A 25,594-nucleotide genomic window follows, 5' to 3' on the forward strand; every position below is an offset into this window, starting at 1 on the left:
TTTTTTGGGGGGAGTAGTTAGTTTACAACACTTTTTACGCGATCTACGCTGTCATTTTTAGACAAGGATAGGCGTATAATACAATCTTCAGTGCAGTTTAAATCGTGAGGTACATTAGCTTCTAGGGCAATTAAATCTCCTTTTTTAAGTGATAGTTTTTCGCCTTTTACACCGAAGTCTATTGCACCTTGAAAAATGGCGACAACAATAGGTGCGGGCGCTTTGTGCTCTTTCATTGTTTGTCCTTTGCGCATGACGATTCTAATTTCTTTAGAGTGATCGGTGTCGAGAAGCACGCTAATGGCAGGTTTATCAGTGTTGTAGACCAATTGGTCTGTTATTGATGCTGTTTTCATAAATATTGGGATTGAATTATTAATTGTTATATAAAAAGGTCTTTTTATCCTTTATAAGCTTAAATAGGTTATGTTTTTAAGTGGAAGATATCTAATTCCATATCATTCACTAACATTAAAAGCGTCGTGTTTTGCAACATATTTTTAAGTTCTTCTCTTATGGCCACAAACTTAAAGTGTAGTGGGCAAGGTTTCTTATCGTTGCATTGCTTAAGTCCTAAACCGCAACCGGTGTAAATAGAATCGCCGTCTAAAACCTCTACTATAGCACTTAAATTTAATGTTTTCATTGCTTCAGTTTCGATAAAAAATCCACCGTGTGGCCCTTTAATAGAGTTCACTATATTGTTTTTAGTTAGCTGTTGTAATATTTTAGCTGTAAAAGCTTGTGGAGAATCTATAGCTTCAGAAATAGTAGTTAAACTCACTTTTGTTCCTAAATGCGATTGCTGGCCTATAAAAATAGTCGCTCGCAGTCCGTATTCACAAGATTTTGAAAACATAATTATTATTTAGACTGCAAAAGTAAATCAAAAAACATAAAAGACAATGATATCTTTTATTATTTTTAGTAAAAAGGGCGTAAAATTTTAATAATTAAACTCCTTCATAATTTAAAGTGTTTTTAAGTTGTCATTTAGCACTGTTTCCTATAGTTTTGATATCAGTAAGATGTACCTTCTGGTATTGTTATTAGTTTTAAGAAATACAACCTATGATTAACGAAACCCAAATAAAATGTCCAAATTGTGGCACCTCGATAGATGTTCAAGATATTTTATCGCACCAATTAGAAGAAGAAATAAAACAAAAATACCAATCTGAAATTGCTTTAGAAAAAAAGAAGTACGAAGCGCAAGAGGTAAAGCTGAAGGAAGAAAAACTACGTTTCGAGCAAAAGAAAAAACAAGAAAACGAAATATTTCAAGAGCGTTTAGAACTTCAGATGAAGGAAAGAAGCAAAATTCTTGAACACAAGATAAAGTCTAAATTAACTGAAGAACAATCTGAGCAGTTTAAAGCCCTTCAAACGGAATTAAACGAAAAATCTGAGCAGGTAAAAGAGTTGAATAGATCGAAAGCCGAAATTGAAAAATTAAAACGTGAAAAAGGCGAATTAAAAGAAGCAGCGGAAGCGGAAGCGCAGAAAAACCTCAATGCCACTTTAATTTCTGAAAAGGAAAAAATAAGAAAAGCCGAAGAAGACAAAAACGAATTGCGTTTTAAAGAAATGCAAAAGCAGTTGGAAGATCAAAAAAAACTGACTGAAGAAATGAAGCGCAAGCAGGAGCAAGGCTCGATGCAGTTGCAAGGGGAGGTTCAGGAATTAGCAATTGAAGAGTGGTTAGCGGCAAAATTTCCTTTAGATACAATTGAGGAGATTAAAAAAGGAGCACGTGGCGGCGATTGTATACAGATTGTAAATACGCGCACCGAGCAAAACTGCGGTAAAATTTATTACGAAAGTAAGCGCACAAAGGATTTTCAGCCGACGTGGATTGAAAAATTTAAAAATGATATTCGAGAAAAAGGGGCAAATATAGGGGTATTAGTCACCGAAGTAATGCCGTCGGATATGGACCGAATGGGATTAAGAGATGGTATTTGGATTTGTAATTACGATGAGTTTAAAGGTCTTTGTAACGTGTTACGCGAATCGATTGTAAAAGTTAATTTGGCAATTAGCAGTCAGGAAAATAAAGGTGATAAAATGCATATGCTGTACGATTATTTAACCAGCAATCAGTTTAAAATGCAAATTGAAGCGATTGTTGAAGGATTTACATCGATGAAAACGGCTCTAGATAAAGAAAAACGCGCGATGGGGCGTCTTTGGAAAGAACGCGAAAAGCAAATTGAAAAAGTCACGGCTAATACCATCGATATGCACGCGTCTATAAAAGGTATTGCCGGAAGCGCCGTGGGTACTATTAAATCGTTGGAATTGTATGACGAGACTGACGAGACTTTAGAGTTAGACACTTAGTAGTAAGGTCGTTTAAGACAAAAAGAATGTTTTGTTAGAATACACTTTAACTAAGATTTATAGCTAATTGAGGAGCTAATTGAGGAGCTAATTGAACTTGATGTAGTATTTTTATTTTCGAGTTTAATAAAAAAGTAGAACAAAATGAAACTATTTAAATCTTCCATTCTGGTTATTGTGTTTTTAGCGGTGACCAATTTCTCTTGTGCGCAACAAAAGCAATACCAATTATCAACTCATATATTAGACGTTTCAGAAGGACTTCCGGTAGCCAATGTTTCTATTAAGTTAGAAAAAATGAACACCGAAACAAAAAAATGGGAGTTTATCGGGCAAAAAGAAACTTCAGAAAAAGGTAGAATAAATGATTTCTTGCCTTTAGAAAACGAAAATAATGGTGTGTACCGGTTTACTTTTTTAACGGCCGATTACTTTAAAAAAAATGGCAAAGAATCTTTTTATCCGTTTATAGAAGTCGTTTTCGACATTAAGGAAAATACTCATTATCACGTTCCAATTACGTTATCTGCTTATGGGTATTCAACGTACCGCGGAAATTAAATCTTTATAATATATGTTAGATTTATTGATTAAAAACGCAAGAATTGAAGGTTATGAGACGCCGGTTTCTATTGGTGTTACAAACGGAATAATTACTTGTATAGAGGCGATTATTAATAGTGACGCAGAAATAATTTATGATGCTAATGATCATTTTGTATGTTCTGGTTTTTACGAGAGTCATATTCATTTAGATAAAGCATGTATCTTAGAGCGTTGTACGATTGCGGAAGGGACATTAGCGGAGGCGGTTTCAGAAACTGGAAACGCAAAAAAAGAGTTTACTGAAGAAGATGTCTTTGAAAGAGCGCGTCGCGTGGTTGAAATGGCCATTAAGAAAGGAACGATGGGATTACGAACTTTTGTAGAAACGGACCCAAAAACAGAATTACGTGCTTTTGAAGCTATTAAAAGAGTAAGAAAACGATACGCTTTTGCTATCGATATGGAAATTTGTGCATTTGCACAGGAAGGATTAACCACAGAAAAGCAAACCCAGCGTTTGCTGAGAAAAGCTTTACAAAATGGAGCCGATTTGGTTGGAGGCTGCCCTTATAAAGATGAAAACCCCTATGAACATATTGAAATAATTTTTGATTTAGCGGAAGAATTTGACGTAAATGTCGATTTTCATTTGGATTTCGACTTGGATCCTAACAATTCTAGTATCCCAAAAATAGCTGAAGAAACTAAAAACAGAAACTATGAAGGGCGCGTGTCTATTGGTCACGTTACCAAATTGTCTGCAATGCCCAGAACGCAGCGTCTAGAAATGGCAATGCTTTTAAAAGAGGCTGATATTGCATTAACCGTTTTGCCTGCAACAGATGTTTTTTTAAACGGCCGTGACTACGAATCGTTAATACCACGGGGAATGGTAAATGCAAATGCCTTGAGTGAAAAAGGGATTACCACAACTATTTCTAGCAATAATATCCTTAATGCCTTTACGCCTTATGGTGATGCTTCCCTAGTTAGAATGGCGAATATGTACGCTAATATTGCACAATTGTCTAAAGACTCTGCGATCCAAGAGGTGTATAATATGATCACTAAAAACGCTGCAAAATTACTTTCAAAACAAACTGAAATTAAATTAGGCTCACCAGCGAATTTTGTTGTTTTAGAAGCTGTAACCGCTATTGATGTTATTCGTACGATTGCGCAACCTTTAGCGGGTTTTAAAAATGGTATCCAAACATTTTCTAACACCCAAGCCACAATTAATTTTCCTTAATTATGAAAACTGAAGAGACAGACACTATTTCCGAATTATCCTTTAAAGACTATAAGTATTTAGAGATTTGTGTAGCACTTGCCGAAGACGCTTTAAATGCAGGTGATGAGCCTTTTGGTTCTATTTTGGTAAATGCAAAAAATGAAATCATTGCCACAGCAAGAAATAAAGTTAATGCTGAAAATGTATTGTCACACCCTGAAATAGAATTAGCATATTGGGCGTTAGAAAACTTGAGTACGGAAGAGCGTAAAAGCACGACGATGTACACCACTGGAGAACATTGCCCCATGTGTGCGGCTGCGCATGGCTGGGCGGAAATAGGTCCATTGGTTTACCTTAGTTCAGCAGAACAATTAGGAGAGTGGTTACAAGAATTTGGAGCCAATGAAGCGCCAATTCACTTTGTGGCAAGTCGAGAAATTATAAAACACATAGACATTAAGGGGCCAGGGAGTGGTGTTGTGTTAGAAGCTATTAAGGCATTGCATAAACGCTATAATTGTGAATAGAAAACAGGCACTATCTTTAAAAGTCTGCAACAACTATTATTTATCATTATCTTTAATAAGGCTTTCTAACGCATAGTATAATCTGTTCTGCGCATTATCTTGAGACCCAAAAACAGAACGAAACAGCTCGCCTTTTTTGGAAATTAATAGCCATTGTGGTGTACCTTCAGCAGTGAACTGATCGTAAACTTTGTGATGCTCGTCTATATATATAGGAAACGGATTCTCTCCGCTTGTAAAAATACTTTTAATTGAAGCTTTAGTTCCTTCTCGGTTTACAAAGTCCGAATGAATACCCGCCACTTGAATCGTAGGGTATTTCTGTTGAAACTCATACGCCAAAGGAATCGCTCGCCCAGTACAACCCAAACAATCATTATTATAAATAATAAATAGCAACACTTGGTCTTTATATTTGGCCATTAAATCGACAGCAACGCCTTCTAAATCTTTAACTGTTATGGATTTTATAGTGTTAATCATTTTAAGTATTTCGTTTTTTTAATGTTTACAAATTTAGTTTGAAAATGGTGAACTTTTATGTTTTCCCTTTAGGAGTGTTTCTATAAGTCATTAAAAATTAAAATTGACATAACTCATTGACTTCAGTTAAAACACGTTTTATTTTATGGTCTGAGATTCCAATAGACTTCATTATCTCCGTTGCCTTAGCTAATTCTTTCACTAACACAATATTTTTTTCTATAAGTTGATGTTTTTCTCTCTTAGTTAAGGTTGTTAAAGTGGTTACAGGATATAAAGCCAATGTGTCTATATTTGCTTTTAACCCATTATTCTCCGGGTAATCCCAACTTAACAAGGTTAATCCCACACATTTTCCATAATTTATGGCCTCTGATGTAAATCTAGTATTGGTTACCAGCCACCCTTGTTTTAAATAGGTTTTATTCTTTGAATTTGTATTCCAATGTTCTTGAATATCTAAAAATCTGGAATTAATATATAATGGTATTTTCACATTACTAGCCGCTTTAGCATCAGAATGAAATTTACATTCTATCGCATATACGTTTTCATCTTTCTCGGCCAGTACATCAATTTCGTGAGTTACACATTTACCTTTTATAATAACACCTACTTTGGTTTTATATCCTTTTTCTTTTAGCAACGCACCTACTAATCTCTCAAAAGGATAACCTGTTGGGCCTAAATCGAAAATAGCCCGTTTTAAACTGTATCGCGACGCAGAAATTTTGTTGTGTTTTTTTAATAAAACAAAGGCTTTCTTATATATTTCATCAGAAGAAATTCCATCGTAAATATCGGTTTTAATTTTATTTATAATAGTGCTAATGACTGCTTTAGATGCTCCAGTAGATTGGAGTGATTGTTTTAATTTTTCAAATAAAAAAAGTTCTATCTCACCGTTACTTTTCTTAATATAAATTTCTTTTTCCATACTATTTTAGTGTTTAAAATCTTAGAATTTCCGTCATTATACCAAATCGAATAATGGAGAGTTGACGTTCAAAATAAATATTATAATAATCCATTCCGTGATAAAACTGAATAAACAAACCTATATCTTCTAAAAATTTTGGATGATAATAAAAAGTAAGACTTGCGTTTACTCTCTCTAAATCCAAAACATCTAAATCATTATAATTATCTAGCATTAATGTAGTTTGAGCCTTCAATGAAAAATTAGCTCTTGTGTTATTTTCTGTATTTAGAGGTAATTTAAACGATGTAAATGAATTATGCCATCTTACGCCACTATATTTGCCTTTCATTTCTTGATTTATCCAGCTTTTTGGATGAATTTCAATGGAACTTTTTATGGTTTTAATGGCTTTAAGCGTTTTACTATATGACGTTTTAAGAACACCAAGTTCAAAAAAATTAGTCGCAAAATTTCCCGACTGTAGGTTTATTGTGTTATCATCATTATAGAAATCACCATCTTGACCGTTGGAGTGATGTGCTATTTTACTAAATAAAACCAAGTAATTAAGTGCTTCCTTTTTATTGGCGAGATAATACAATGAAATCTGAGGAATATAACTTGGTGTACGCACAGGATACGAATTTTCGTTATACATCCTAATGGTAATTTGCGGTGTTAACACCGCTATTAGTTTGGAATCTTTTCGTTCTCTAATAACAAATGACGGATTAACGTTGGCTTCAAACAGTAAAGGTTCAATATTCCCAATATCCGTTGGGAAGGTTATATAGCTATCGGTTTGATTAATTAAAGCTATTTTGAACAAATCAAGCTGTGGCGAGGCATTCACCTCTTTTTGCGAAAAAGCGAAATGCGTAACACATAAATACGAAAATATTATGTAAGATTTTACTTTCATTGTGTATGCCTCATTTCTATTTTGATGGTGCTTTCAAGCTTTTAATCTTTATTCTTTGCGCCACTTACTATTCTTGAAATAATTCCTTTTTGTTCTGTAAATTCTGCTATTAATACACCGGCTAGATGGATTGTTATAAATGCAATTAGGTAGTAAATACCAAGTACGTGGATTTCTTCCATCGGTTTTTTATAGTCCTTTGGACCTAATTCTATAATTAGTCCTGTAATAAGTGAAATGATGACACACACATAAAATAGGATATATGTCCATTTCTGAAATTTCATTTTTGTAGATAGGTTTTTACCAAATGGGTTTTGGAATTTCATAGTTCCAAAGGCGGGAAGTATGAAACGAATACTAAATAATCCGACTAATAGATAACCAATATAAATATGCCAATCCCACATAGGTTGCCTTATCTTTTTTGCTAAAGTAATAAGTTGGTCTTCTGATAAGCTCTGGCCAGTACCAATCAAATAATCCTGAATAATAGCAGCCACGTTATATTTATTCATCCACGTTAGTCGCAAAAAAATCGTAATTAGTAATAGCATAAATGAAACGGCTATCGACCAATGAATAATTCTATATACTTTTGAATACTTTGTGTTTTCCATACTGTTTGTTTTTTTATTCTAATGATTAACTTTGTTTACTAATTATACTTTTGTTTTCGTTTTTAACCTGCTGTTTTTTATATTGAAAAAGGCCACAAGTGAAAAAGTTAACGTTACCAATATTCTAAAAATCAATGCTTTTACTGTTTTTGTTTCATAAATACCACCACTGTTAATATAGAACTGCAACACAATGAAAGCAACAATTAAAATAACCAAAGGGGCGATTAACATCGAAAAAGTCCACTTCGCTTTTGTTATAAACCCATAAGCGGCAAATAGGTATAAAATGCTACAAATAAAATTTGCCCAAACTATAAACAAAACGTAGTTTCCTTCTTTGGCTCTAATGCCAAACCAATCAAAAATCACAGCGCTACTTAAAAATAAAGTAAGCAATGCAAACAGCGCTAAAATAATAGCACTTATAGTATTAATACTATTTTTAACTTTCATTTGATACCGTTTTATTAGTGAATTCAGCCAGCCACCATTTTAGTTTGGCCTGTTTTTTAACTAACCCGAATTTTTTAATGGAATGGGTTTTAATATGTGTAATTAAATCCTCCACAGAATCGGTTACAAAAAGTTGTTCCATATCTTCTGGGCTGATGCTTTCATTTTTTGCCATTACTTGAATATGCTGACACAATTCCTTGTGGTATTCTGAATCGAAAATAACAACTGGAAAATTCTGAATTACTTTCGTTTGAATTAATGTTAGCGCTTCAAACAATTCATCTAAAGTGCCAATTCCTCCCGGCATTACAACAAAAGCATAAGAATATTTTATAAGAATGACTTTGCGTAAAAAGAAATAGGGGATGTTAATCCATTTATGAAGATAAGGATTTGGTTTTTGCTCGAAGGGTAGAATAATATTGCAGCCAACAGAATATCCACCCGCTTCAAAAGCCCCTTTATTGGCAGCTTCCATAATACCCGGGCCACCACCTGTCATTACCGTAAAACCTGTTTTTGCTAAAGAAGCACCAATTTTTTCGGCATTTTTATAATGGTCATAATCTTTTGTAAATCGTGCAGAGCCAAATACAGTAACGCAAGGCCCTATAAAGTGCATTCTTCTAAAGGCTTTTAGAAAACTAAAAAAGACTTTAAAAGCAAAAATAAATTCCCTATAACGAGATAATGGCCCTCTAACAAATAAGGATTCTTCTTTAGACAGTTTTATTCTTTTATCAACGTTCATTTCCTATGTTTTAGTTGGTTTTTTTATAACTCCAGACCGCTAAACCATTCATTACAATTGCGTATAGCACTGTTTTTATTAGCTGGGGAAGAATATCTGTAAATCCAGAACCTTTAAGCATTACCATACGCATCACTTCAACATAATACTTTATGGGATTGAATTCTGTAACCATTTGAGCCCATCCAGGCATACTTTCTATAGGCGTGAACAAACCACTCATTAAAATAAAAATAACAACAAAAAACCAAGCTATAAACATCGCTTGTTGTTGGGTATCTGTAAAATTTGAAATGAATAATCCAATTCCTAAGATTACTAATATATAAATAGAGGTGTATAAATACATAAGTACCAAACTGCCAAGCATGGGCACATTGAATATTAATCTAGCTAATAGTAATCCAACGGTTAATAGACCCATTCCTATTACCCAAAACGGAAAAAGTTTCCCAATTATAAATTGGCTTTTTTTAATTGGAGTTACATTGATTTGCTCTAAAGTCCCTATTTCTTTTTCTCGGACAATATTCATTCCAGACAGAAATAAGGTAATCATAGAAACCAATAACACGAGAATACCAGGTACCATAAATGTTTTATAATTTAAGGTTTCGTTATACCAGAATAAAGGAATAGTGTCAATGTTAGTTGGCTGTATTTGTTGATTTGAAAGGGGTAATAAATCAACTTTTAAATGTTGATTAAAGTTTTGTACTATATCATTTACATATATATTTTCTACACCAGCTGCCGCACCATCTATAGCATTAATAGTAATACCTAAACTATTGTGTTTTTCCTTTTGCAAATCGCGTTCAAAATAGTTTGGAATATCTAAAACAACATCTATTTCTCCTTTTAGCATTGCTGATTTGGCAAATCCTTCAGACGAAAAATCTGTTAATACATCAAAATAGGTCGAAGCATTAAATTTCTCTATTAATGCTCTTGATGTCGTTGTATGGTCGTTATCAATATAACCAAATTTTATGTTTTTTACTTCAAAAGTAGCGGCGTTAGATAAAATAACGAGTTGGAGTAGTGGTAAAACAAAAATGATAGGAAGCATCCCTTTATTTCTAAAGATTTGCTTAAACTCTTTTTGTATGATGTATAGTATTGTTTTCATATTTTTAAAAGAATAAAGGGGTTAAAAAAAGAAAATAGAGCAGAGCATTTAGATGCTTTAGCGCTGTTCTGTCTTTTTTCTAATCTCTATTGTTTATTTCTTACTCTAATCTAATTTTATATTTTTTTACACTTAGTGCAATAAAAAACACCGTCATTCCCAATAATATTAAAGTTTCTTTCCATATAATTTGTAGTCCTACACCTTTAAGCATAATGCCTTTTACAATAATGATAAACCATTTAGCAGGAATAATATTACTGATGACTTGAAGTGGCATTGGCATACTTGAAATTGGAAAAATAAACCCTGATAATAAAATTACGGGAAGCATCAAGCCCATTAAAGAAATCATCATTGCTGTTTGTTGTGTTGCCGAGATGGTTGAAATTAAGATACCTAATGCTAAAGCGCTAATTATAAATAGAACACTTTCAAAACCTAGTAAAATGAAACTTCCTTGCACTGGCATATTAAAGATAAAGATGCTAAGCATAACTATTACAACTGCATTTATTACCGATAAAAATATATAGGGAAATACTTTTCCTATAATAACTTGCAATGGTTTTATTGGCGATACCAAAAGAATTTCCATAGTCCCTAATTCCTTTTCCCTAGTAATAGAAATAGAAGTCATCATAGCAGAAACTAACATAAGTATAATAGTCATTACACCAGGAACAAACATATAAACACCTTTTAATTCTGGATTATAAACCATACGTGTTTTTGGCACAATCTGATAAGTAATAGTAAGGTCTTTGTTTAATTCTTTTTGATACTTTTGAAGAATAGCATTAACATAATTACTTATAGTATTTGCTGTATTTGGGTCTGTAGCATCGGTAATAATCTGAACCGTTGCTTTGTGGTCTTTAATTAGGTTTTTACTAAACTCTTTTTCAAAAGTTAGAACAGCTTTCACTTGTCCTTTTTTAAAAACCGAAGCAATATCAGCTTCACTATTTACCATTTGTTTGATACTGAAATATTTTGAGGCTGAAATTTTATTAATTATTTCGGTAGTAGTGGCATCTTTGGAATGGTCTAAAATAGCAATATCTACATTATTGATTTCGTTGGTAATCGCAAACCCAAATAGCATAATTTGTGCAATCGGCATTCCAAAGAGTATAAACAATGAGCGTTTATCCCTAAAAATGTGGTAGAACTCCTTTTTTACAAAGCCTATAAATCTTTTCATATTTTATTGTCTGCGGATTTCGGTGTTACCCGCAGTTTTTTTTGTGTTTATAACCCCTTCTATTTCTTCTAAATACCTTTTGTTTCCCGCGGATCTCGCAGACTAGCGCAGAATTTTTTGAGAACCACACTTAATAGTGGTGTTTTTCCACGTGCATCATCTAAATCTGTGAGGTGTTTTTCTCATCCACGTGCTAATTTTAAAAACACATCGTTCATATTTTTAGCATTAAATTGTTCTTTAAGCTTCTTAGGTGTATCTAAAGCTTCTATTTTACCATTAACCATTATAGAAACGCGATCGCAATATTCGGCTTCGTCCATATAATGGGTCGTTACAAATACAGTAATACCCTGGTTGGCTGCTTTGTAAATCATTTCCCAAAACTGTCGCCTGGTAATTGGATCTACACCTCCCGTAGGTTCATCTAAAAACACAATTTTAGGATCGTGAAGTAGAGATACAGAAAAAGATAATTTCTGTTTCCAGCCTAATGGTAAAGCCCCAACCAATGTGTTGGCAACTTTTTCAAGCCCTAATTCATTAATTAAAACGGTCGATTTTTCTTTAATCCGTTTTCTAGATAATCCATAAATACCTCCAAAGAATGTTATATTTTCCCTAACGGTTAAATCGTCATATAATGCAAATTTCTGACTCATATAACCAATATTCTTTTTGATATCTTCGGCTTGTGTAAAGACATCAAAACCCGCAACTTTGGCCTTGCCAGACGTAGGGTTAGAAATACCAATTAGCATTTTCATAGCTGTGGTTTTCCCTGCACCATTGGCACCCAAGAATCCAAAAATCTCGCCTTTCTCAACGTCGAATGTAATAGCATTTACCGCAGCAAAATCTCCGAAAAGTTTAGTTAATCCTTCGACTTGTATGACCTTATTGTTTTTTTCCATATTCATTTCCTACGAAAGGGGGGAATCTTAATAATTTATCTCTTTTTTTCTATATCCACAAGTTTTTGAATCCTTGCAGGTTATTTTGCCAATTCCATAAAGGTATCTTCAATAGTGGCTACTGTTTCAGTAATTTCTATATTTGATAGTTGATTTGATTTTAAAAACACCAGTAATTGGTCCGAATTAAAATCTTTACGTTTATCTGTGTAATGTATAAACTCGCCAAAAGGGTATACGCTATGGTTGTATTCATAGTCATTTAAACTTTTAATAAGCTGATACATATTATTGGCACGTACATTATAAATCTGTTTGGGATAGTGTTTTACAATCGCTTCAGGGGTATCAATCTCCAGAATTTGCCCCTCTTGAATCAGTGCAATTCTATCACATAAAGCAGCTTCGTCCATATAAGGTGTAGATACCAAAATAGTGATGTCTTTTTGTTGCAGGCGTTTTAACATTTCCCAGAATTCCTTTCTAGACACAGGATCTACGCCTGTAGTGGGCTCATCTAAAAACAATACTTTAGGTTTATGAATTAATGCACAGCATAACGCCAGTTTTTGTTTCATTCCTCCTGATAATTTCCCTGCTCTTCGATTTTTAAAAGGTTCAATCTGGACATAAATATCTTTTATTAAATCGTAATTTTCTTCAATAGTAGTTCCAAAAATAGTCGCAAAAAAATGCAAGTTTTCTTCAACGGTTAAATCTTGATAGAGTGAAAATTTACCGGGCATATAGCCCACATTGCTTCTAATTTTTTTGTAATCTGTAACCACATCAAAACCTGCGACGGTCGCTGTGCCTTCATTAGCTATTAAAAGTGTTGTTAAAACCCTAAACAACGTTGTTTTACCAGCACCATCTGGACCAATAAGTCCAAAAAGCTCGCTCGGTTTTACATCAAAAGAAATATCCTGCAAGGCTTTTACATTTTTATAAGATTTACTAATATGGTTGACGGAAATGCCCACTTTTTTTTTAATTTTGGATGATTATTTTAGTTTCCATAGTCACTTTAGCTGTAATGGAATTTGAAATTAGGCACGCTTTTTCTGCTTTTTCTACAATACGTTCTGTGCGATCGCGTTTTGACGCGTCTGTAATGACAACCTCTGGGAATAGTAATACTTCGCTTATTACAAGCTTACCATCTACTTTTTCTAGAATACCTTTCGAATTACATTTAAAACTAACGTATTCTAATTTCGAAAAATCAGCAATCGCTAAAAAAGTTGTCATTAAACAACTACTCACAGCTGCCGTAAACAAATGCTCTGGCGACCAAATATTAGGCATACCTCCTGGGAATTCTGGAGGTGTTGCCACTTCTATACATTTTTTATCCTTGGTTTCAGTATTAAGAAGCTCTGGTGAGCATATCAGTCCTTTTCGGTCTTCTGTCCAAGTGATCGTAACGTTATAGCTATGTTGTTCCATAGTGTTTTTTTAATAATTATTGAAAATAGGTGTTATAGGCATTTACATTTTGCTCAATACTGTGTTTTAATTGCGAAGCTTCTTTAGTGGTTTTAGCTTCAGAAAGTGCGTCAATCTTTGCCATTAAAGGCAAAAGCCAAATGTGTAGATTATCGTGAGAAGCACCGGTCATTGTACAATTTTTTACAACGTAATTTTTGTCGTCACTGAGTTGTTTTGCTAATGTTTTATAGTCTTCTAAGGAATTAGTAGATTGTGTTTTAATACTTTTTTTCATTCGCTCTACACCATCATTGGTTTCAAAATTAGCTTGCCATTTATTGCCGTTATTTAACTCAATGTCATTGCTCCAAGCCTCGGCATATGCGTTAGTCATTTCGTGGTCGTTATGGTCGTTTGTCGCTTCAACAGTCTGCTCTATAGCCTCTGTTTTTAGGTTTTCATCAACGGTTTTACTGTCTTTGCAACTAACTATAGCCAATAGACTCATAGTAAAAATAAAATGTTTCATTGTTTTTGGTTTTTATTTATTATTAATACTCGCGTTATCTAACCATAGTTCTGCAGGCATTCCTATTTTTATACTACCATCATTGGCAACATCTATTTTAGCTGCATATACTAAGGCCACGCGTTCTTCTTTAGTTTGAATTATTTTAGGAGTGAATTCTGCTTCCGAAGCAATCCAACTCACAGTTCCTGTGTAGGATTTCATAGCATTTGCCGCATCTATTTTTACAGCAACGTTTGCTCCGATTTTTATAGTGGCTAATTGCGTTTCGCTTATATATACGCGCAATTGCATTGTCTTTAAATTGGCTATTTTATAAAGTGGTTTTCCAAAAGCTGTAATCTCATGCGGCTCGGCGTACTTAGTTAAAACTGTTCCGGCTATTGGGTTGGTAATTTTACTTTTTTGGATTTGATCGTCAATTTGTTTTAACTGAACATCTATAGATTTTAATTCGTTAACAACAGGCGCATTTTGAATTTCTACACTTCTAATCTGGCTTTTAATAACATCCATTTCTCCAGTAACATCATCTAATTGTTTTTGAGTTCCTGCGTTATCTTCAATGAGGTTTTCTGCTCGTTTTTTGTTAGTATTTGCTGTTTTTAACTTAGCATTTAATACATTAATTTGAGACAAAACGCCTTTAGATTTTGAACTAATAACAGCTTTAGAAACTTCTAATTGTTCGCGTTTTAAAGCGAGCGGAATAGTATCAATGTACCCTATAAATTGGCCTTTAGTAAGTTGGTCACCTTCCGTGATATCAAATTGCATCAGTTTCCCGTTGTTTTCGGCAGAAATCGTTATTTCTGTTGCTTCAAAATTACCGTAACCATCCGCCTTCCCATTGTCGTTTCCACAGGACATTAAGCTAGAAATGAGAATGATAAATCCTATATGTTTACTATTTGTTTTCATTTGTTTGTATTTTTATTTCCATCAGATTTGTTTAATTATTTTATTTTTCTGCGAGATCTGAGTGATCTTAATTTTAGTGTCCTTTTATAACGTTGTAATTTGCTTTTGCCAATTGTAATTGTGTTTTATGCTGAATTAAATTGTTTTCATCTTCGTATAAATTGGTCAACTCTGTGACATAGGCCGAAGAGGTAATCACACCATTTTTAAGTTGTGAATCTGCCGACTTAAGCACTTCTTTTCTAAGGGTAATAATCTCTAGATCTGATACAATAAAACCTTCAATTTTACCGATTTCGTAATCGTATTTATTTAATTCAATACTAGTATTTAAAATGAAGTTTTTAGCTTCTGATTCTATAATCTCGTTATTAATTGCTAAAGATTGTTGCTGCTTTTTATTAGAATTCCAGTCGAAGACATTCCAACTTAATTTAATTCCAACGGTGTAAAATGTTTGAAATGAATTGTCTAGCATATTTAAACCCGGATTTCCATAGCCACCAGTTGCAAAACCAAGTAATTTAGGGGCGTTTTGAGAGGCTATTAATTTTTCAGAATTTTTAATTTCCTCTTTTCTAAATTGAAACCATTCTAACTCTGGTCGCGTAAGATTAGTTTTTAGTTGGGTTTCTAGCAATGGTTTTTTAAATAGAGTAGAACCGGTTAAAGATTTTTTTATGAGTTGTGATAACGTTTCAACTAAAACAGATTTATTGCTTTGTAATTCTTGAAATTGTTGATCAATTTTTAATAATTCGGCTTGTAAAACGTTATCCGAAGAGGGTAAAATTAGTCCATACTGTATTCCAGAACGCACTTCGTGAAGCTTTGCCTGTACTAGTGATTGTTTCGAGTTTAGTAATAACTCAGATTCTTGGGCTAATAATACAGAAAAATAGAGTTGATTAATTTGTTGTTTTAACTGATATAAATGAACTTCAACTTGTTTTTGCTTCGTTTTAAGTTCCGCCGATTTTAATTGCAATGCGGCCTTGGTAATTCCGCCATTATAGATGATCTGGTTTACAGATAAAGTAGCGCGATATTGGTCTTTATTCAACGCTTCTATTGTCGAATTTGGAATGGGAACTTCAATCACATCCGATTGATAGGTCGCTTGAGCATCAAGATTAATTTGAGGTAATTTTGTTGTAGAAATAACAGCGGCATCTAATTTGCTTTGTGTCTCTAACAGTGCTGTTTGTTGTGCTAAAGGATGATTTTTTATTGCTAATTCATAACATTCTTGAAGTGTAATGGTATGTTGCCCGAAAACAGAAGCAGTAAATAATCCTATTAAAATGATGATGAAACGTTTCATTTTATGTGTTTTTTATTGAATTAATTATAAAATTAGCGACGTCACTTTTACGACTTTCTACGAATGTTTTATACGATTTTTCATCCTTATTTGTAAGCGCTTTGATTAATGGTTTCCCCAAAAAAGGAAAAATATTTAACGCGATAATGTTAACAAACAGTTGGTCGGCATCTATAGGCTTTATAAGTCCTTGATTAATTTCTTCCTGTACATTTATTTTGAATTTTTCTAGATTAGGAAAGCCTGTATTTTCCTTTAATTTTTCAATAAAATCTTCGTTTCTATTTAATTCCTGAATAATAAAATTTGGTAAATAAGGGTGCTTCATCATAAACGTTGTGTAATTTAAAGTGAAGTTCTTAATCTTTTCTTCAATGGAAGCGTCATCGTTTAAAATGGCATTAAGTTGCGGTGCCAATAGTGAAAATGCGTGGTTAAAAACGGCCTCAAAAAGTAATTGTTTACTTCTGTAATAATAATGAAGCATCGCTTTGTTTATTCCAGCATTGTCTGCTATTTCTTGCATACGCGCGCCATTCATACCTTTAGATTGGAATACGCTTTTTGCAGCAATAAGTATTTGCTCTTCTGTATTTTTGTCTTTTGATTTAGCCATTTGCATCTATGCGGTTTAACCATTTGGTTAACAAATATACCTTAAATAATTAAAACGCTGTTATCTTTTCCACTATTTATCTAATTTGTAAAAAAAACAGTCAAAAAAAGTTGACCACTGGCTTATTAAGTATATAATTTAATATTCTGTGTTACCAATACAAACAATAGAGAAATTCACTATATAAATTATATTTAACATATAATACTAATAATAAGCTCATTGGGTATACTATCTTTTATGACTTAAGGGATGGAAAAGAAAATATCTTTAAAAGATTGAATGATAGGTGACATAAGTCACTTTCAAATTGCATAAAAAAGGTTATTTTTGCCTTATGAAGCTTCTTGTCACGATGATATTATCCCTCTTGCTTTTAAACAATAGTTTTAAAACATCTATTGTTTACGGGTGGTATGCTTTAGATATAGAAAGCTTCGTTGAAGAACTTTGCGAAAATAAAGACAGGCCAGAACTAAAATGTAATGGTAAGTGCTATTTAAATGAAATTACAGCAAATAACTCGGCTCAAGAAAAACAAACCTTACCTAATTTAAAGTGGGATCAATTAGTGTTTTGTCAAACAGAACTAACCCTAAACGAAGCACCTTTATATCCCGTTGTAAAGCGAGAGAATTTCCAGTACAACATACTGTATAAATCAACACTTTTCTATTCGATTTTTCATCCCCCACAAGTATAATTACACTTTAATTTTAAGAGTTAGAGGAAAAGCTGTATGCTATTTTCTCTTTATCACTGTGGAATAATTTTGAAAAATATACAATGAAAATAAAAAGAATAGCGCTTTTATGCGCACTATTACCTGTGTCTTTATTTGCACAAGAATTAACAACAAAAACGCAAGATTCAACTGAAACAAAACCTATAGAATTAAATACAGCTATAGTTACGGGTAGGGGTAATACAGACCCCGTGCTTACCACCGTAAAAACAAATCTTACAAAAAAGGTGGTACAACCTAAAAATGTAGCAGATTTGTTTAAAGATTTTAATGGTTTCTCATTAATTAAGCGTGGAAATTATGCGATAGATCCTTCATTTAGGGCATCTCAATATGAACAATTAAACATTCAATTTGATGGCGGAACAAAAGCGGTGCACGCTTGTCCTAATCGGATGGATCCTATTACTACGCACGTCATTCCGGAAGAGATAGAAAGAATAGAAGTGATTAAAGGGCCTTATACAGTGCGCTATGGCGCAACCTTTGGAGGTGTTATTAATTTGGTTACCCAGAAACCTCAGGCCATGGATTCGGGTCTACACGGTAGTGTAAATTCTGGTTACGAATCTAACGGAAATTCGTTAGTGTCCTCAGTCAAGCTTCATCAAATAACCGATACATACGATATTGTTGCAAATGCAGGATATCGCGACTTTGGAAACTATAAGGATGGTGACGGCACAGAAATTCCTTCGGCATTTAGAAGTATAGATTACGGTTTACGACTAGGATACACTATTAAAGACAACCAGAGACTTCAAGCGCATTGGAGACAATCCTTTGGACGTGATGTTTTGCACGCAGGACTGCCTATGGATACTGATGAAGACAATAGCTCTATTTTATCTTTAGATTATAAGCTTTCAGACTTAACTGGTTTTATAAAAGAGGTTAATGCAAAAGCCTATTATTCTTATGTAGACCACATTATGTCTAATATAAACAGGCCTTCCTATAAAATGACAGACGCTGTATCTCAAATTGAAGCCACCACAAAAGGTGGTAAAATAGAATTACAGATGAAACCTACAGAGAAGTGGACGCTTTATAGTGGGTTAGATGCACTGCTTATTTCTAGAGATGGAGGAAGAACGAGACTTATAAAACGAAATGGTATGGGAATGGAATTGCCAGAACCTATTATGTATAATGATAAGGTGTGGCAAGATGCTTCTGTTAATGATTTTGGAGTGTTTGCAGAGAACAAATATGCAATTACAGATAAAACAATGCTTACTGCGGGAGTTAGATATGACCTTGTGGTTTCAGATATTCAAGATCCTGAGATTGATTTTCAAGAGCTTTATTCAAATTTGGAACAGAGAGAAGAGCGTAATATTTCGGCAACAGTATCTGTTAAACACAACATTTCAGACTACGTAAATTTAGAAATAGCTTATGGTCGTGGTGTGCGCTCTGCGAATATGATAGAACGTTACATAAATCACTTTACAGTAGGTCAAGATTCCTATGAGTACGTGGGAAATCCTTACCTCGATGCAGAGGTTAATAACCAGTTTGAAATTGGAATTAAAGGCATAAAGACGTTTACCGAAGGAATTGATGCACTTAGTTATGGATTCTCGGGGTATTATTCGTTGTATGAGAACTATATTGTTCCAGTTATAGATCCTGCTTTAGAACGTAAGTTCATGCCAAATGCGCAACCTCAAGAAGTAAAACGTTTTATAAATTTAGATAACGCTTATAAAATGGGTTTCGAAGCTAACTTAGGACTAAATTTTGCTTCCTATTTTAATCTTAATAGTAGCGTCTCTTATGTATATACCAAAAATAAAGACTTAAATGAATCATTACCATTAACGCCTCCATTTATAACGCGGTTTGATTTAGGTTTTGAAAAAGATAACTATTGGGCTAATCTTAAGTACACAATTACGTCTGCACAAGATGAGATAGCAACGAGTTTTAATGAACAAGAAACATCGGGTTATGAAACCTTAGACTTTCGTATTGGTTTTAAACCGTTACAAGACTTTACTATAGGACTTGCTATTTTAAATGTATTTGATGAAACGTACAATAATCATTTAAATTTCTCATTTGCAAATCAGGAAGATTTTTCACGAGTTCCTATTAATGATCCTGGTAGAAACTTTTCAGCATTTGTTCAATATGCATTTTAACTTTAAAAAAGCCCTTTTGATATTTTCAAAAGGGCTTTTTAGTATTTTTAAATATGATTGGATCTTAGAAATTATTCTAATTTTATTCTTGAGGAAAGCTAGGAGCCTGCTAAGCGAGCTAAAAACACAGTTGTAATAAATCGTTTAATAGTTAATATAGATTACAATTTAGAGAACTTAGGGCGGTGAAACAGAATAGTAAACCTTAAATAATACGTGCTAAAGACGTTTGTTATTTAATTCTATTATGAAACAATTAGAAAAATTTTAAGAAATAAGTTGTCGGGAAACCTGTGCCGTTATCCACACCATTTTTTATTGTGTACTGAAGTAGCAATGATTATGAAAGAACATTAATTTTTATTAGTAAGGAAGCACAATAGCTTGGTGTACTCGACACTACTTTAAATTGTGATTTCCTATGGTGAATACGCTCTCATTTTTAGCATTAATTTCACAAAACAATAAGAAATAAAATTCAGTTCTTCTCAAAACAATCGACTACTTTTGCTGCTTTCTGCCAACATCTCGTTTTATACCTAATTACTTTTAAATCTTAGTTGTATTAGAGCCTATTGTTTCAAAAACGTATCGTCATTTCTTTTTAAGTTTAATGGCAATTATCTCTTGAGATTTAAAACCGTTTAAAGCAAAGAGAAATGGCTGTAAATGACAGTTAACGAACTAATAATTGGATGCACGAACGTCTGTTATGTTTATAAATTATGGAAAAACGAGACGAAAATGGATTGAATAAAGCCTCACGAACGCTATTGCTTTTAGGAATTTTATTCGTAGCTGTAAATTTACGACCTGCACTTTCTAGTATTGGGCCCTTAATTGATATGATTCGTCAAGATATTGGACTTTCTGACACATTACTAGGATTGTTAACAAGCTTGCCTTTAATTGCTTTTGGTGTTGTATCAACTATAACACCGTTGTTTACTAAGCGGTTCGGAATTGGAAACACGCTTTTAGGTGCACTGATTTTATTAACGACTGGTATTATAGTTCGCTCTTTAGGAAGTGTTTTTGAATTGTACTTGGGCACCATTTTATTGGGAATCGCTATAGCCTTTGGAAATGTGTTAATTCCGGCTTTAATTAAAAGAAACTTTCCACACAAAGCTGGATTAGTTACCAGTTTATACTCGGGTATTATGTCTTTGGGTGCTGCTTTTGCGGCCGGATTAAGTATTCCATTGGCAAAAGAGCTTAACTTAGGCTGGAGAGGATCGCTTGCCGTGTGGGCGGTGTTGGCTGTAATGGCTGTAATTATTTGGATTCCTAATATTAAGCGCATTAAGCGCACACCACCACGCAGAAGCTTTAAAGAAGCAATGAAGAAACTAAGTGGTTCGCTATTGGTTTGGAAATTGGCGCTGTATATGGGACTTCAATCTTTAACGTTTTACGTTATTTTAGCGTGGTTACCTGCTATACTTATCGATCGTGGATTTGAGGCATCGTATTCAGGATGGATGCTTTCTTTATCTCAGGCAACCGGTATTATTGGTGCTATTTTTATTCCTATTTGGGCGGGTTCTAGAAAAGATCAGCGCTTAGTTATTACTTTTTTAGTTGGTGTTGAAGTCATTGCCTTAATTGGATTAATGATTCCGGGAGTTGGAATGATTGAACTATGGACAGGGTTGATAGGAATAGCGATTGGTGGAACATTTGGGTTGGCTTTATTGCTTATTGTTTTACGTTCTAAAGATGCTGAAACAGCCGCCGAATTGTCTGGATTTGTCCAATCGATTGGTTATTTTATTGCGGCAGCCGGCCCCTTTATTGTTGGTGTTATTTACGATCTTACCAAAGAGTGGAATTATGCTTTAATCTTATTAATAGTGCTTGCCTTTTTTAAACTTTTAATGGGTGTGGCTGCTGGAAAAAACAGAAAGATTTAATCTTTTAATTTAAAGACTAAATACGCACGGTTATTTTTGATTTTTTTATAGGATCTCTTGGCAAAAATTAACAAACGAAAGCCTTAAATTTGTTGTAATAATTAAGAAGGGGCTTCTGTTTTGGTGTTCTAGTAGTCAAAAAGAGCAGTAATTAATAGATAAAAATAGACCTTGGAAGTCTTTTATATTTTTCGTTTTAATCGATCTCCACCCTAAATTTTACAACTCATTATATTTTTATGAAAACGCAACATACCGCTTATTCCATTTTAGACCTTGCATTAGTTTCTGAAGGTTATACACTTAAACAAACCTATAACAACGCTCTAAAATTGGCGCAAAATGCAGAAACTTTTGGTTACACGCGCTACTGGTTGGCAGAGCATCATAATGCGCCCAATATAGCAAGTAGTGCCACCTCTGTATTAATTGGTTATGTCGCCCAAGGCACAAAAACACTTCGCATAGGTTCTGGTGGTATTATGCTACCCAATCATTCACCGCTAATTGTTGCGGAGCAATTTGGTACTTTAGGGGCTTTATATCCCAACCGAATTGATTTAGGTCTAGGAAGAGCGCCAGGTACAGACAGGGAAACAGCACAAGCCATTCGCTCCGATTTTATGGAAGCAGCACACTCTTTTCCGAAAGAATTAGATAAGATTCAGCAGTATTTTTCTACTAAAAACGCGAGTTCTAAAGTTCGTGCCACAGTAGCAGAAGGCGTAAACGTACCTGTTTATATTCTAGGATCGAGTACAGATAGTGCACATTTAGCGGCTAAAAAAGGATTACCGTATTCGTTTGCGAGTCATTTTGCAACCACCCATTTGTGGGATGCTATCGCTATTTATCGTAAAGAGTTCAAGCCGTCAGCCGATTTAGAAACACCGTATGTTATGGCTGGTGTGAATATTATAGTTGCTGATACCGACGAAGAGGCCCATCGTTTATCGACCTCTCTGATCCGTATGATTTTGGGAATATTAACTGGTAAACGCGATTATGTGCAGCCGCCAACAGCTATGACCGCAGAGTATGAGGAAATTTTACAGCATCCGCAGATTCATCAAATGTTGAAGTATTCTTTTATTGGAAGTAAAGCTACAGTTAAAAGCCAAGTAAAAGCCTTTATGGCTAAAACTGAAGCCGACGAGCTTATTGCCGTTACTAATATTTATGATATTAAAGACCGCATTCGCTCTTACGAATTGTTTGCAGAAATAATGAAAGAATTAAATGAATAGTTAATAGAAGTTAGGACTATAATAAAATCGAAACGCCATAAAACACCTACTATTTCTATAGGTGTTTTTTTCTAGAACACTAATAAAAAAAATAACAACTCAAATTGGTGGTATTCCTTATAAAAGTGTGATTATCTTTGCCTAAAAATATTTTTATGTTAAAGCAGTTTTCAGATTTAGGAATTAATAAACAAATTCAAGAGAGTTTAGTTGGTTTAGACATCTCCGTTCCTACGGATATTCAAGAAAAGACCATTCCTATAATACTAAATCAAAAAGAAGATCTTGTTGTTTTAGCAAAAACGGGAACAGGCAAAACAGCGGCTTTTGGTTTACCTTTGCTGCAGTTAATTGATGTTGAGAATACTGCTATTCAGGCTTTAATATTAGCACCGACAAGAGAGTTAGGGCAACAGATTTTTGCAAATTTAGAATCGTTTGCTAAAAACAGTCCAGAACTTTCTATCGCCTCTGTCTGTGGTGGAATTCCTATAAAACCTCAAATAGAACGTTTAAAAGCTCCCACTCATATTGTGGTAGCAACTCCCGGGCGTTTGGTTGATTTAATTAAACGTGGCGCCATAAATATCAAAGACGTAGCGTATTTAGTATTGGATGAAGCCGATGAAATGATAAGTGCTTTAAAAGACGAGGTCGATACTATTATAAAAGACATTCCTAAATCTAGAAGAACATTGTTGTTTACGGCTACAATGCCTGGAACTATAAAGCAATTAGTTCAAAACTATATGTCGAAACACGTAGTATATATTGAAGCAGATATGGCAACGATGGGACACCAAGGTATAGACCACCAATATGTGGTTGTAGAACCTATAGAAAAACTAGAGGTATTACTTCATTTTTTAAATTCAAAAGAAGGGGAACGCGGTATTATATTTTGTAAAACTAAGGCAGCGGTTAACAAATTAGCCAAAAATTTAGCGATAAATAAATTCTCTTCAGGGGCTATTCACGGTAGTTTAACTCAAGGTATTCGCGACCGAATAATGGGTCAATTTAGAGAAGGCCATATTGATATTTTAGTTGCAACCGATCTGGCAGCTCGTGGAATAGATGTAAAAGAAGTATCGTACGTGGTTAATTACCATTTACCAGATACTTACGACGCGTATGTGCATAGAAGCGGACGAACGGCTAGGGCAGGAGCAAAAGGCTTGTCGTTAACCGTTTTACAAAAAGAAGAAGTAGAGGATATTGCCGATTTTGAAAAAGAATTGGGTCTTGTTTTTACGGCCTTTAAAAAAGCAGATGCACAAAGTATTGAAGAAAATAATGGTTTAATATGGGCTAAAAAAATATTTAAGACCAAACCTAATCGCGATGTTTCAGAAGATTTTAAAGCGCAAATAAAAACGGTGTTTCATCATTTAACAAAAGACGAGCTTGTCGATAAAATAGTAGCGAATTACATAGCACAATCGAGTACAGAACACCTAAAAGTTGAAGCAACGAAGAAGAATAAGAAAAAATAATGATTAAAATAGATAAGAATCAGTTAGATATTTCACGCTTAATTAAAACCAATTAATGGTTACGGTATTGTAAAGGAATATAGCGTTTAAACCTATAAAACAAGCTGTTTTAGTAAGGCAAGTTCACTTAATAAAAAAGAGGATAACTAATATAGTTGTCCTCTTTTTTATTAAAAATATTTTTCGTCAACATCTTCAATTTCAACAACCTTAGCTTCCGCGATAAATTTCATAAAAAGGTATAGTGACAAAATATGGCAGATAACAATTACTGCTGTAAAGGTTCTGTTATAGAAAAAGAACTCGTTAATAGATGATAAGGTCATTTGAAAAATATTAAAAATCCCAGAAGCTAATAGAACAGGGCCATTAACGTACTTATCACTGATATAAACCATAGCAAAAGTAATAGAAAATATAAATAAACAAAATGCGACGAAAACGGTGTAAATAACAAAGTGAGTGGGGATGTTGTTTATTAACAAATCGACGACGGCAAATATAATATAAGTTACTAATAACATACCGAGCACTACAGATAGTGACATTACCGATTTGAGCCTACTTTTACTTAAATATTTTATAAGTATTATAATTAAACAGATTAAATAAGAAGCTGTTAAAATAGCTATCCACGTAAAGTGATTGAAAAAATTTAGTAACGATAAGATATCAGAAACGAGAACTAGAAGTGCTGCAAAAATAAACAGCTTATTAACTGTAATATTTTTATAACTTAAATATTTTAAAATGATGATTACAATGACTAGCGGCAATATATAAACAAGCCGAGTTTGATCCATCGTTAAACTGATAAGTACAGACGCAAAAAAAGCTATAAAAAAGAGTATATCGATAGCTTTCACTTCCTTTATAAGCTTTAAAATTTTGTGACACTTTTTTTTCATTTATCAGATTCTTATAATTTTGATATGTTTTTACACAAGATAATCATTAGTTTAATTAAATGATTTATTATCAAAAGATAAATTATGCGCCTATTTGTTGGTGAAATTAAGCTTTTTAAAAGTGAGATCTTGGTTAATAGGTTCTTACTCCTCAATATTTTAATTTAGTTATTTATTCACTTTCTCAGAACGGTATAACTATCTTCGCCAAAAATAATTTTTATATTAAATAGGATCTCGATATCACG

27 protein-coding genes are annotated in these 25,594 nt (G+C 33.6%); 9 read left to right on the forward strand and 18 right to left on the reverse strand.

The annotated features are described in order from the left end of the window. Positions 1-17: 17 nt before the first annotated feature. Together ES677_RS06115 and ES677_RS06120 are read right to left on the reverse strand one after the other, a co-directional pair. A complete protein-coding gene (locus tag ES677_RS06115) occupies positions 18-356 on the reverse strand; it encodes a cupin domain-containing protein (RefSeq protein ID WP_148368958.1) in 339 nt (112 codons plus the stop codon). Between the two features lie 68 nt (positions 357-424). Then, positions 425-859 carry an RrF2 family transcriptional regulator gene (locus ES677_RS06120; protein ID WP_148368956.1) on the reverse strand — a complete coding sequence of 145 codons (435 nt, stop codon included), beginning with the start codon at positions 857-859 and terminating at the stop codon, positions 425-427. A 212-nt stretch (positions 860-1,071) separates the two neighbouring features. On the opposite strand from ES677_RS06120, the gene ES677_RS06125 reads away from it, so the two are divergent. The 4 genes from ES677_RS06125 (at position 1,072) to ES677_RS06140 (ending at position 4,653) form a co-directional block, all read left to right on the forward strand. Continuing rightward, positions 1,072-2,343 (forward strand): DUF2130 domain-containing protein, encoded by a 1,272-nt coding sequence (locus ES677_RS06125; RefSeq protein WP_148380756.1) that lies wholly within the window; start codon positions 1,072-1,074, stop codon positions 2,341-2,343. Between the two features lie 144 nt (positions 2,344-2,487). Continuing rightward, positions 2,488-2,904 (forward strand): hydroxyisourate hydrolase, encoded by a 417-nt coding sequence (uraH, locus tag ES677_RS06130; RefSeq protein WP_148380757.1) that lies wholly within the window; start codon positions 2,488-2,490, stop codon positions 2,902-2,904. 13 nt (positions 2,905-2,917) lie between these two features. After that, entirely contained in the window at positions 2,918-4,141 is a 1,224-nt protein-coding gene (locus ES677_RS06135) for an amidohydrolase family protein (RefSeq protein WP_148380758.1), read from the forward strand. Positions 4,142-4,143: 2 nt separating this feature from the next. Then, complete coding sequence (locus tag ES677_RS06140) at positions 4,144-4,653, forward strand: nucleoside deaminase (RefSeq protein WP_148380759.1); 510 nt, start codon at positions 4,144-4,146, stop codon at positions 4,651-4,653. Positions 4,654-4,689: 36 nt separating this feature from the next. Here the strand turns inward: ES677_RS06140 and ES677_RS06145 are convergent, their stop codons facing one another. From ES677_RS06145 to ES677_RS06215, 15 genes are all read right to left on the reverse strand, one after another. Continuing rightward, entirely contained in the window at positions 4,690-5,136 is a 447-nt protein-coding gene (locus tag ES677_RS06145; RefSeq protein WP_148380760.1) for a TlpA family protein disulfide reductase, read from the reverse strand. A 97-nt stretch (positions 5,137-5,233) separates the two neighbouring features. Continuing rightward, complete coding sequence (locus tag ES677_RS06150; RefSeq protein ID WP_148380761.1) at positions 5,234-6,073, reverse strand: restriction endonuclease; 840 nt, start codon at positions 6,071-6,073, stop codon at positions 5,234-5,236. Between the two features lie 13 nt (positions 6,074-6,086). Then, a complete protein-coding gene (locus tag ES677_RS06155; RefSeq protein ID WP_246124384.1) occupies positions 6,087-6,980 on the reverse strand; it encodes a hypothetical protein in 894 nt (297 codons plus the stop codon). 41 nt (positions 6,981-7,021) lie between these two features. After that, positions 7,022-7,600, reverse strand: coding sequence for a cytochrome b/b6 domain-containing protein (locus ES677_RS06160; RefSeq protein ID WP_148368943.1), 579 nt, complete (start codon positions 7,598-7,600; stop codon positions 7,022-7,024). A 42-nt stretch (positions 7,601-7,642) separates the two neighbouring features. Further along, positions 7,643-8,056, reverse strand: a complete 414-nt coding sequence (locus tag ES677_RS06165) for a hypothetical protein (RefSeq protein WP_148380762.1) — start codon at positions 8,054-8,056, stop codon at positions 7,643-7,645. After that, positions 8,046-8,810, reverse strand: a complete 765-nt coding sequence (locus ES677_RS06170) for an LOG family protein (RefSeq protein WP_148380763.1) — start codon at positions 8,808-8,810, stop codon at positions 8,046-8,048. Before ES677_RS06170 ends, ES677_RS06165 begins: the two co-directional genes overlap by 11 nt. A gap of 10 nt (positions 8,811-8,820) precedes the next feature. Further along, entirely contained in the window at positions 8,821-9,942 is a 1,122-nt protein-coding gene (locus ES677_RS06175; RefSeq protein WP_148380764.1) for an ABC transporter permease, read from the reverse strand. Positions 9,943-10,042: 100 nt separating this feature from the next. Then, a complete protein-coding gene (locus ES677_RS06180) occupies positions 10,043-11,149 on the reverse strand; it encodes an ABC transporter permease (protein WP_148368936.1) in 1,107 nt (368 codons plus the stop codon). A gap of 182 nt (positions 11,150-11,331) precedes the next feature. Then, positions 11,332-12,063: an ABC transporter ATP-binding protein gene (locus ES677_RS06185; RefSeq protein WP_148368935.1), complete on the reverse strand. Its 732-nt coding sequence runs from the start codon at positions 12,061-12,063 to the stop codon at positions 11,332-11,334. Between the two features lie 80 nt (positions 12,064-12,143). Next, on the reverse strand, positions 12,144-13,046 hold the full coding sequence (locus ES677_RS06190) for an ABC transporter ATP-binding protein (RefSeq protein ID WP_148380765.1): 903 nt from the start codon (positions 13,044-13,046) through the stop codon (positions 12,144-12,146). A 7-nt stretch (positions 13,047-13,053) separates the two neighbouring features. After that, positions 13,054-13,512: an OsmC family protein gene (locus ES677_RS06195; protein ID WP_148368931.1), complete on the reverse strand. Its 459-nt coding sequence runs from the start codon at positions 13,510-13,512 to the stop codon at positions 13,054-13,056. 16 nt (positions 13,513-13,528) lie between these two features. After that, on the reverse strand, positions 13,529-14,023 hold the full coding sequence (locus ES677_RS06200; protein WP_148380766.1) for a hypothetical protein: 495 nt from the start codon (positions 14,021-14,023) through the stop codon (positions 13,529-13,531). 12 nt (positions 14,024-14,035) lie between these two features. Next, positions 14,036-14,944, reverse strand: coding sequence for an HlyD family secretion protein (locus tag ES677_RS06205; RefSeq protein WP_148368929.1), 909 nt, complete (start codon positions 14,942-14,944; stop codon positions 14,036-14,038). A 73-nt stretch (positions 14,945-15,017) separates the two neighbouring features. Next, positions 15,018-16,268 (reverse strand): TolC family protein, encoded by a 1,251-nt coding sequence (locus tag ES677_RS06210; RefSeq protein ID WP_148380767.1) that lies wholly within the window; start codon positions 16,266-16,268, stop codon positions 15,018-15,020. Position 16,269: 1 nt separating this feature from the next. Then, positions 16,270-16,884 (reverse strand): TetR/AcrR family transcriptional regulator, encoded by a 615-nt coding sequence (locus ES677_RS06215; RefSeq protein ID WP_148368925.1) that lies wholly within the window; start codon positions 16,882-16,884, stop codon positions 16,270-16,272. A 337-nt stretch (positions 16,885-17,221) separates the two neighbouring features. Between ES677_RS06215 and ES677_RS06220 the strand changes: the two genes are divergently transcribed. The 5 genes from ES677_RS06220 to ES677_RS06240 all read left to right on the forward strand — a co-directional run bounded on the left by ES677_RS06220 (position 17,222) and on the right by ES677_RS06240 (position 24,438). After that, positions 17,222-17,587 (forward strand): hypothetical protein, encoded by a 366-nt coding sequence (locus tag ES677_RS06220; protein ID WP_148380768.1) that lies wholly within the window; start codon positions 17,222-17,224, stop codon positions 17,585-17,587. 83 nt (positions 17,588-17,670) lie between these two features. Continuing rightward, positions 17,671-19,779: a TonB-dependent receptor domain-containing protein gene (locus tag ES677_RS06225; RefSeq protein ID WP_148380769.1), complete on the forward strand. Its 2,109-nt coding sequence runs from the start codon at positions 17,671-17,673 to the stop codon at positions 19,777-19,779. 725 nt (positions 19,780-20,504) lie between these two features. Continuing rightward, positions 20,505-21,695 (forward strand): CynX/NimT family MFS transporter, encoded by a 1,191-nt coding sequence (locus ES677_RS06230; protein WP_148380770.1) that lies wholly within the window; start codon positions 20,505-20,507, stop codon positions 21,693-21,695. 239 nt (positions 21,696-21,934) lie between these two features. Beyond that, positions 21,935-22,942 (forward strand): LLM class flavin-dependent oxidoreductase, encoded by a 1,008-nt coding sequence (locus ES677_RS06235; RefSeq protein WP_148380771.1) that lies wholly within the window; start codon positions 21,935-21,937, stop codon positions 22,940-22,942. Between the two features lie 155 nt (positions 22,943-23,097). Next, the gene (locus ES677_RS06240) at positions 23,098-24,438 is read left to right on the forward strand and encodes a DEAD/DEAH box helicase (protein WP_148368917.1); all 1,341 of its coding nucleotides are present in this window, start codon (positions 23,098-23,100) and stop codon (positions 24,436-24,438) included. Positions 24,439-24,608: 170 nt separating this feature from the next. On the opposite strand, the gene ES677_RS06245 is transcribed toward ES677_RS06240, so the two are convergent. Continuing rightward, positions 24,609-25,346 (reverse strand): hypothetical protein, encoded by a 738-nt coding sequence (locus tag ES677_RS06245; RefSeq protein ID WP_148380772.1) that lies wholly within the window; start codon positions 25,344-25,346, stop codon positions 24,609-24,611. Positions 25,347-25,594: the final 248 nt, after the last annotated feature.

Source organism: Bizionia gelidisalsuginis, from assembly GCF_008086185.1.
In the GTDB taxonomy this organism is placed as follows: domain Bacteria; phylum Bacteroidota; class Bacteroidia; order Flavobacteriales; family Flavobacteriaceae; genus Bizionia; species Bizionia saleffrena.